The sequence below is a fragment of the Haloterrigena salina JCM 13891 genome (assembly GCF_000337495.1).
GTDB lineage: Archaea > Halobacteriota > Halobacteria > Halobacteriales > Natrialbaceae > Haloterrigena > Haloterrigena salina.
Genome location: NZ_AOIS01000066.1, coordinates 24,023 through 32,005, shown reverse-complemented (window position 1 = coordinate 32,005; position 7,983 = coordinate 24,023). Strand labels below are relative to the sequence as shown.

The following is a 7,983-nucleotide window of genomic DNA, read 5'->3' as shown; positions in this document are numbered from 1 at the left end:
AACTGTTCACGCTGCCCAACAGCGTCTTCTCGCTGTACGGCGGCGCGAGCGAGGCGGAGATCCGCGAGTACGCCGCGCGCATCGATATCGAGGACGAACTCGACCAGATGCCGGGCGAACTGCCCCACGCCGACGTCCGCCGGCTCGAGATCGCCAAGGCGCTGGCGACCGAACCCGAGTTGTTGTTGCTCGACGAGCCCTTCGCCGGGATGAACCAGGCGGAGATCGCCGAGCTGTCGGCCCAGATCGAGGGCTTCCGCGAGGAGGGGATGACGATGGTCGTCGTCGACCACAACATGGGCGGCCTGATGGATCTGGTCGACCGCGTCGTCGTGCTCAACAACGGCAACTTCCTCGCGGCGGGCTCCCCCGAAGCGGTCGCCGAGAACGAGCGCGTCCAGGAAGCGTACCTCGCCGGGGAGGGAATATAATGACCGACACGATCCTCGAAATCGAAGACCTCAACGTATACTACGGCAAGTCACACGCACTGAAGGGCGTCTCGCTGTCGATCGACGACGGGGCGATCTACGGCGTGATCGGCCCCAACGGGGCCGGGAAGACGACCATGCTCAACGCCGTCGCCGGCTTCACCGAGTACGAGGGAACGATCCGGTACGACGGCGCGGACCTCGCTCGAGTGCCGCCCCAACAGATCGTCAGGGACGGCCTCATCTACTGCACCGAGGACCGGGACCTGTTCCCGTACTTCTCGGTCCACGAGAACCTGCTGATGGGCGCCCAGTTCCGCGACGATCGCGACGGGGTTCGGGCCGACCTCGACGTGGTCTACGACCTGTTCCCGCGGCTCGACGAGCGACGCGAACAGGAGGCCGAGACGATGAGCGGCGGCGAGCAACAGATGCTCGCCATCGGCCGCGCGCTCATGAGCGATCCCGACGTCCTGATGCTCGACGAGCCGACGCTCGGGCTCGCGCCGGTCATCATCCAGGACATCGGCGACGCGCTCGAGCGACTGAACCAGGAGGAGGGGCTGACGATCTTCCTCGCCGAGCAGAACTCGACGTTCGCGCTGAAACACGCCGAGCGGCTCTCGTTGATCGAAACCGGCGAGATCGAACTCGCCGGAACGTCCGCGGAGTTCCACGACAACGAGTACGTCCGCGAGGCGTACGTCGGCGTTCACTGATTTTCGCTCTCACAATTCACGAAGCGTCTCGAGGTCGTCGCCGTCGTGGCCACAGATCACGGTCGCGTCGCGGCGGCGTTCGATCTCCTGGACGGTCCGCAGGCTCTCGAGCCAGTGGCGTTTGCTCCAGAGCAGTTGGCCGCCCATCGGCCGCTCGTCGTGGTAGTTCGCTCGCGTGTAGGCCTGATCGCCCGCGAGGACGACGGTCCCGACGTCCTCGAGTTCGAGGACGAGACCGAGCAGCCCCGGCGTGTGACCGGGGAGGCGGACGAACTCGAGGTCCGCGAAGTGTTGTTCGCGGTCGCCGTGGACGATCTCCCAGTTCAGGTCGCGGTCGAAGTCGCCGGCGACGTAGGCCTCGTCGGCGTCGCCCGCGTCGGTCTTGGCGCTGTAGTAGGCGTACTTCAGTTCGCGCTCGTGGACGTAGATCGGCACGTCGGTCCCCTCGAAGGCGTAGAGCCCGCCCGCGTGGTCGAGGTGGAGGTGCGTCTGGATCACCGCGTCGACGTCGTCGACGTCGTAGCCCGCGTCCGCGAGGTCGTCCTCGAGCGGTCGCAGGCCAGTGTGTTCGAAGGCGGCGTAGAGGTCGTCGGGCCAGTGGCCGTCGGCGGCGTCGGGGTGGGAGCCGGTATCCCAGAGGATCGTCGCCTCGGGGTGGTCGATGATCACGTTGTAGACGGGACCGTCGGCCATTACCGTCTCGGGGTTCGGATCGGCAGCCGAACCCAGGGAAAAGCCCTCGACGATGTTGTTGCTGTCGGCGGTGATCGTTCCGCGGTCGATCGGGGTGACGGATGCGTCGACCATACGGGACCCACGGACCGCGGCCGCTTATTCGTGGCTGCTCGCTGACCGGTCGGTCCGAGACGGTCGCGACGCTTTTAGTGGCGCTGGGGATGCCAGCCGTACCGATACCTGTCGTGGCAGCAACTCGTTCGTATGGTCAAGCTATCGACGGGCGTCATCCTCCTCGGCATCGTGCTCCTGTTGATCCCCATTCCGCCCATCGCGACGATTTCGGGGATCGTCGTGATCCTCATCGGCCTCGCGATGCGGTTCGTCTTCGGCGTCTGAGGCCGAGCGACGGGCGCGAGTCGGCGAGTCGGGGGCGTGAAGGCGAACAGGCGCGACTCGAGCCGCGGTCTCGAGCGATCGCGACGAAAAAAGCGGCGCCGAAGGCTGCGTCGTCCGGCTACGACTCGGGAGCCGCTAGCTGCTCCGGTTCGTCCAGATACTCCTGGATTCCCTCGGCCGCGCGGAACGCCAGCGCGCCGACGGTGCCGGTCGGGTTGTAGCCGCTGTTGTGTGCGAACGCCGACGCGCCGGGGACGAAGAGGTTGCTCGCCTCCCAGCACTGCAGGTAGTTGTTCACGACCGACTCCGCGGGATCGGACCCCATGATCGCGCCGCCCGTGTTGTGGGTGGACTGGTAGGGCGTGATGTCGAAGTTCCCCTCCAGACTGGTGTTCGCGTCGATCGTATCGGCGCCCATCTCATCCATGATCTCCTCGAGGTAGGGGCCGATGTACTCGACCAGGTTCCGGTCCTGCTCGCGCCAGTCGAAGGTCATCCGCAAGAGTGGTCGGCCGTACTGATCGGTGTAGTTGGGATCGAGGTCGAGGTAGTTCTCCCGGAAGGGGAGCACCGCGCCCTGCGCGGCGATCGAGACCGAACTGTGGTAGTTGTCGATGCTCTGTGCCTTGAATTCCGATCCCCAGGAGGGCGTTCCCTCGGGGACCGGGTTGTTGGCGATCGGTCGGTCGCCGGTCTGATTCAGGGCAACGTTCCCGCCGTGGAGGAAGTCCAGGTCCGAGTGGTCGAAGTTGTCGCCGTTGAAGTCGTCGATCGACGCGCCCAACGCGCCGGCGCCCATGTAGAGGTTCCACTCCTCGTCGTCGAAGAACCCGCGGGCGCTCGCCTGGAAGTTCTGGTAACAGTAGTTCTTCCCGACGGTCCCCTCGCCGGTTTCGGGATCGTACGGCTCGCCGATGTCCGACAGCAACAGGAGCCGGACGTTGTTCAGCACGTAGGCGGTCAGCGCGACGACGTCGGCCGGCTGTTCGTACACTTGGTTGGTCTTGCGGTCGACATATCGGACGCCCTCGACCTCCTGTGCGTCCTCGTTGTACAGCAGTTCCACCACGTCGGAGTGCGTCCGCAGCTCGTAGTTCCCCGTCTCCTGTGCGGCGGGCAAGACGGTGGTGATCGGCGAGGCCTTCGCGCCCCACTCGCAGCCGAAGCGCTCGCAGTAGCCGCAGTACTGACACTGCCCCTGCTGGACGCCGTCCGGGTTCGTGTACTGTTCCGTGAGGTTGGCCGAGGGTGCCTGAAACGGTTCGTAGCCGAGTTCCGCGGTCGTTTCCTTGAACCGCTCGAGGACCGGCGTCTCCATCATCGGCGGGAGCGGGTACTCCCGCGAGCGCGGCCCCTCGTAGGGGTTGCCCAGGTCCTGAATCTCGCCCTCGATGTTCCCCGCTTGGCCCGCGATGCCGGCGGTGTACTCGAAGGTGTCGTAGTAGGGCTCGAGTTCCTCGTAACTGATCCCCCAGTCCTGGAGCTGCATGTTCTCGGGGATCTTCTCCTCGCCGTACTCGCCGATCGTTCGCGATTCGATCTCGAAGTCGTAGGGGAGGAAACGCCAGGTCTGGCCGTTCCAGTGGACGCCCGCGCCGCCCTCGCCCGAGCCGGGGAGGAACGCGCCGTACCGGCGCATCGGCAGCGCGGGTTCGTCGATCGAGTTCCGGAAGGTGATCGTCTCCTTCGAGAGGTCCTGCATCAGCTTGTATCGAAGCGCGTACCCCAGCTCGTCGTGGACCGTGAAGAAGTTCTCCGTCTCGCGTTCGCCGCCCCGCTCGAGGCTCACCACCTGATAGTCGTTCTGGGTGAGTTCCTTGGCGACGATGCCGCCGGTCCAGCCCGCGCCGATGGTCACCACGTCGACGGGATCGAGCTGCTGGACCATCACCGATCACCCCCGTCGTCCGCGTCGCCATCACCGTCGTCGAGGCTCATCGGCGTGACCTCTCGGTCGACGTCCCCGCGAGCGGCCCGCTCGTCGACGACGTTCGGGTAATCGGCTTCGGCCGCGTCGTGGACGTGGGCGTGGCCCTCCTCGCTCTGGTCGTTCGCCGGCTCCTGGTTCTCGTCGCCGATCCCGAGCGATTCGACGTCGTCGGCCAGCTTCCGGAAGTCGTCCTCCCCGAGTTCGATGTACTCGCCCTCCTGGAGTAGGCCTCGATAGCTGCCGAGCGCGCCGGGCGTCCCGGGGAACCCCTTCAGCCGCCAGCCGATCATCTCCCGGTTGCCGCCGTACATCGGATCGCTGAACATCCCCTCTAAGGTGTTCTGTCGAAGCAAGAGGAAGAATCCGCCGGCGTCGATGTCGGTGTCGTCGAACGTGTCGACCGCGTCCTCCTCGAGCGCGGCGATCACCGCGTCCTGCTGGTCGCCGTCCAGTCCGGTGAACGAGTCCGCGTCGGACTCCGACCGGACGTACTCCTCGACGGCGTTGATGCCCTGATCGTACGCCTCGTTCGGCGTCAGCGCGTACTGCCAGCCCTGGGTCTCCGAGGGATTCGTCTCCGCCCACGGGACTTCCGCCTCCGGATCGACGTCTTCCGGCTCTTCCGGGTCGTCCTCGAACGGATCGGTCGGGTTCTTCCCGGCGAACGGAGCCTGCATGTACCACCGCTCGCCGCGGCCCCACGCCGAGTTCATCTGCCGATCGATGAAGTAGACGACGCCCGCTTCGGGCGCCCCCGGCCCGTTGTCGTCTGAGGGATAGATCCGCGCCGTCAGGTCGTGGACGACCCGCGCCTGCTGGATCGTGAAGTACTCGAGCCCCTGTTCCTCGACCTCGACTTCCTGCACGCTCTCGAGGGGCGCCACGTCGAACTTCTCGGGGTCGAACGCCTCCGCCGTCCCGGCCATGCCGAAGACGGCTAACCCGCCGATTTGTATCGCCCGCCGCCGCGACACGTCTCGGGTAAAGTCCAGTTTCGCCCGCGCTTGGGTGTCAGACTCGCCCGCCGCCCGTTGGTTGTCATTATCTCCCATGCGAAGCCACGAACTCCGAAACGAAAGTTAACGCGTGTCCTTGCGAGTGATGGCCGCGGCGGTCGGCGACGCGATCGACGGCGATCGATCGCCGTCGCCGCAGTCGTTTGGCCCCACGGCTTAGTAACCGGTCGCCGAACGATCGGCCATGGCATCGACACCGCGCGTCCTCGTCGTCGGCGGGGGCCTCGCCGGTCTCGTCGCCGCCAGACACCTCGCCGGCGGCGGTGTGGACGCGACGCTGCTCGAGCGCCGCGAGACCGTCGGCGGTCGCGTCCGGACGCTCGAGCGCGACGGCTACCGGTTCGATCGGGGCTTCCAGGTGCTGTTTCCAGCCTATCCCGCCGTCCGGCGGGAGCTCGATCTCGCGGCGCTGGACCTGCGCCGGTTCACGTCCGGCGCGACGATCGCGCACCCGGGACGCCGAACGGTCCTCGCGGACCCGCGCAGCGCACCCGGGACGCTTCCCGCGACGCTGCGCAACCCCGATATCACGCTGGGCGACCGGCTCCGCGTCGCCCGGCTCTGGTGGGAGTTGCGTCGCACGGACCTCGAGACGCTCTTCGACGGAACCAACGAGTCCGACGAATCGATCGAGCGCTACCTCCGCGACCGCGGCTTCTCGGACGGGTTCGTCGAGACCGTCGTCGCGCCCTTCTACGGCGGGATCACCCTCGACCGCTCGCTGTCGACCTCGCGTCGCGTCTTCGAGTACACGTTCCGGACGCTGGCGGCCGGCGGCGCCGCGGTCCCCGCGGCGGGGATGGAGGCGATCCCGCGGCAGCTCGCGGATCACGTGCGCGAGGTCGGCGGGGGCGTCGAGACCGGCCGCGAGGTCGAGTCGGTCTCGAGCGAGGGCGACTCCGCGACCGTCCAGTTGGCCGACGGGATAAACGGCGAGGTCGACGCCGTCGTTGTCGCGACCGATCCGCCGACCGCCCACGACCTGACCGGCCTCGAGTCGATCCCGACCGACGCGCGGGGCTGTGTCACCCAGTACTACGCGCTGCCGAGCGGCGCGGACCTCGAGACAGGCAAGCGACTCCTGCTCAACGCGGTCGACGACGACGGACCGAACCACGTCGTCCCACACAGCGCGGTCGCGCCGGAGTACGCTCCCGACGGGGAGGCGCTGATCAGCGCGACGTATCTCGAGGGCGAGGATCTCGGAGCCTCGGGAGACGGCGTGCGCCTCGAATCTTCGAGCGAAAGCGACGACGGTCGCGACTCCGAGGAGCGCGACGCGGAACTGGCCGCGCGGACGCGGGACGCGCTCGAGTCGTGGTATCCGGACCGGCGGTTCGGCGACCTCGAGCCGCTGCACACCGAGCGGGTGTCGTTCGCGCAGTTCGACCAGCCGCCGGGGATCCACGACCGACTGCCCGACCCCCGGGAGCCGTCGGGTTCGATCTACCTGGCCGGCGACTACACCCGCTGGTCGTCGATCCAGGGCGCGATGCGAAGCGGACGGGAGGCTGCACGCGCGGTGCTCGAGGACCTCTCCGGATAACAGCCGTCACTCGGATAATATATCTCTATCGAGAATTATTCTCGAGAGCGGGACGCTTTTGTCGGTGAAGGCGCGCCTTGGGCTATGGCCAACGTAGCGATCGTCCTCGCACTCGGCGCATTGCTCCTGTACGGCGGCTGGGCGGTATCGGCGGGCGTCGCGACGCGCTCGCTCTCGCCCGTCAACGCGGTGTTGCTGTCCTACGTAGCGAGTCTCACTGTCGTCGGCAGCTACGTCCTCGCGACCCGTCGTCCCGTCGTCGGGACGCGGACGGACGTCGGGTTCGCGCTGCTGTCCGGCGTCCTGCTGGCCGTCGCGACGATCAGCTTCTACGCCGCGCTCACCCACGGCAACATGGCGATCGTGTCGGCGATCTCCGCGCTCTACTTCGTCATTCCGGCGATCGTCGGCGTCCTCTACTTCGACGCCCAACTGGCGACGACGAACGTCCTCGGACTGGGGCTCGCGATCGTCGCGGTCGTCCTCGTCGCGGCCTGACGCGGTCATCACGGGCGCGAGTCGCACAATTTCGCCTCCCGTCGGTCACCCCAGCCAGCTACAGCAGCCGGCGACACTCGCCCAGCGGGGGAAACCACAGCGCCTCGTCGCTCGAGTCGTCCCAGACGGCGGGATGGAACCGGTCGGCGTCGGCGACCAGCGGCGACTGGAAGTCGCGGGCGCGCATCCCGTTGACGGTCGCGCCCGCCGCCAGCGTCGTGAACGCGGGGCAGACGATGACGTCCGCGCCTTCGTAGGCGTCGGGCCCGTAGAGGAAGCACGGCAGCTTTCGGCCGTCGACGGAGAGGGCGGGATGGTCGTGGCCGATGATATACCGCGAGGCCTCCGTCTCGGGACGTTCGTGGCCGTGACAGACGACCGTCTCGCCGTCCGCGAGGCGGTACTCGGGGATCGTCTCGCCGTCGACGGCCGACTCAAGCATCGCGTCGTGGTTGCCGGGCGTGACGACGAGGTCGGCGCCGGCGTCGGCGACGCAGTCCTCGAGGGCCTCGAGGTCGCGCTCGACGCCGTGAGGGAGTCGCCCGAAGGAGTGGAGCAGATCGCCGGCGACGACGACCGTCGCGGGGTCGGTCCGCTCGAGAAGGGACGCGAGGCGGTCGCGGACGTCGCCGCCGTCGTCGATCGGCGCGTCGACGCTCGAGTCGGCGGCGCGGCCGAGGTGGACGTCGGCGACGACGAGCGCGTCGGCTGCGGGGACGGAGAGGGCGCGTTCGACCGGCGAAACGGGGAGGTCGACGTCGGGCACTGG

Annotated in this window: 9 protein-coding genes; 5 read left to right on the top strand and 4 right to left on the bottom strand. The window is 67.6% G+C overall.

The window, feature by feature from the left end:
- The coding region (locus tag C477_RS20835; RefSeq protein WP_152423367.1) for an ATP-binding cassette domain-containing protein at positions 1–431 on the top strand (431 nt) is incomplete at its 5' end.
- Positions 431–1,150, top strand: a complete 720-nt coding sequence (locus tag C477_RS20830) for an ABC transporter ATP-binding protein (RefSeq protein ID WP_008896549.1) — start codon at positions 431–433, stop codon at positions 1,148–1,150. The genes C477_RS20835 and C477_RS20830, both read left to right, overlap by 1 nt.
- Before the next feature lie 9 nt (positions 1,151–1,159).
- Here the strand turns inward: C477_RS20830 and C477_RS20825 are convergent, their stop codons facing one another.
- Positions 1,160–1,957 carry an N-acyl homoserine lactonase family protein gene (locus C477_RS20825; protein ID WP_008896548.1) on the bottom strand — a complete coding sequence of 266 codons (798 nt, stop codon included), beginning with the start codon at positions 1,955–1,957 and terminating at the stop codon, positions 1,160–1,162.
- A 132-nt stretch (positions 1,958–2,089) separates the two neighbouring features.
- Between C477_RS20825 and C477_RS20820 the strand changes: the two genes are divergently transcribed.
- Entirely contained in the window at positions 2,090–2,224 is a 135-nt protein-coding gene (locus C477_RS20820) for a hypothetical protein (protein WP_008896547.1), read from the top strand.
- A 118-nt stretch (positions 2,225–2,342) separates the two neighbouring features.
- Here the strand turns inward: C477_RS20820 and C477_RS20815 are convergent, their stop codons facing one another.
- Together C477_RS20815 and C477_RS20810 are read right to left on the bottom strand one after the other, a co-directional pair.
- Positions 2,343–4,112 carry a GMC family oxidoreductase gene (locus tag C477_RS20815; protein ID WP_008896546.1) on the bottom strand — a complete coding sequence of 590 codons (1,770 nt, stop codon included), beginning with the start codon at positions 4,110–4,112 and terminating at the stop codon, positions 2,343–2,345.
- Positions 4,112–5,206, bottom strand: coding sequence for a gluconate 2-dehydrogenase subunit 3 family protein (locus C477_RS20810; protein WP_049914745.1), 1,095 nt, complete (start codon positions 5,204–5,206; stop codon positions 4,112–4,114). Before C477_RS20810 ends, C477_RS20815 begins: the two co-directional genes overlap by 1 nt.
- Before the next feature lie 148 nt (positions 5,207–5,354).
- On the opposite strand from C477_RS20810, the gene C477_RS20805 reads away from it, so the two are divergent.
- On the top strand, positions 5,355–6,716 hold the full coding sequence (locus C477_RS20805; protein ID WP_008896544.1) for an NAD(P)/FAD-dependent oxidoreductase: 1,362 nt from the start codon (positions 5,355–5,357) through the stop codon (positions 6,714–6,716).
- Between the two features lie 84 nt (positions 6,717–6,800).
- A complete protein-coding gene (locus tag C477_RS20800; RefSeq protein ID WP_008896543.1) occupies positions 6,801–7,214 on the top strand; it encodes an EamA family transporter in 414 nt (137 codons plus the stop codon).
- A 58-nt stretch (positions 7,215–7,272) separates the two neighbouring features.
- Here the strand turns inward: C477_RS20800 and C477_RS20795 are convergent, their stop codons facing one another.
- Positions 7,273–7,980 (bottom strand): metallophosphoesterase, encoded by a 708-nt coding sequence (locus tag C477_RS20795; RefSeq protein WP_008896542.1) that lies wholly within the window; start codon positions 7,978–7,980, stop codon positions 7,273–7,275.
- Between the last annotated feature and the right edge of the window lie 3 nt (positions 7,981–7,983).

Bases quoted from the DNA above. Each gene is read 5' to 3' on its own strand.
- C477_RS20810 (WP_049914745.1), bottom strand. From the start codon at position 5,206: ATGGGAGATAATGACAACCAACGGGCGGCGGGCGAGTCTGACACCCAA.
- C477_RS20820 (WP_008896547.1), top strand. From the start codon at position 2,090: ATGGTCAAGCTATCGACGGGCGTCATCCTCCTCGGCATCGTGCTCCTG.
- C477_RS20830 (WP_008896549.1), top strand. From the start codon at position 431: ATGACCGACACGATCCTCGAAATCGAAGACCTCAACGTATACTACGGC.
- C477_RS20825 (WP_008896548.1), bottom strand. From the start codon at position 1,957: ATGGTCGACGCATCCGTCACCCCGATCGACCGCGGAACGATCACCGCC.
- C477_RS20815 (WP_008896546.1), bottom strand. From the start codon at position 4,112: ATGGTCCAGCAGCTCGATCCCGTCGACGTGGTGACCATCGGCGCGGGC.
- C477_RS20800 (WP_008896543.1), top strand. From the start codon at position 6,801: ATGGCCAACGTAGCGATCGTCCTCGCACTCGGCGCATTGCTCCTGTAC.
- C477_RS20805 (WP_008896544.1), top strand. From the start codon at position 5,355: ATGGCATCGACACCGCGCGTCCTCGTCGTCGGCGGGGGCCTCGCCGGT.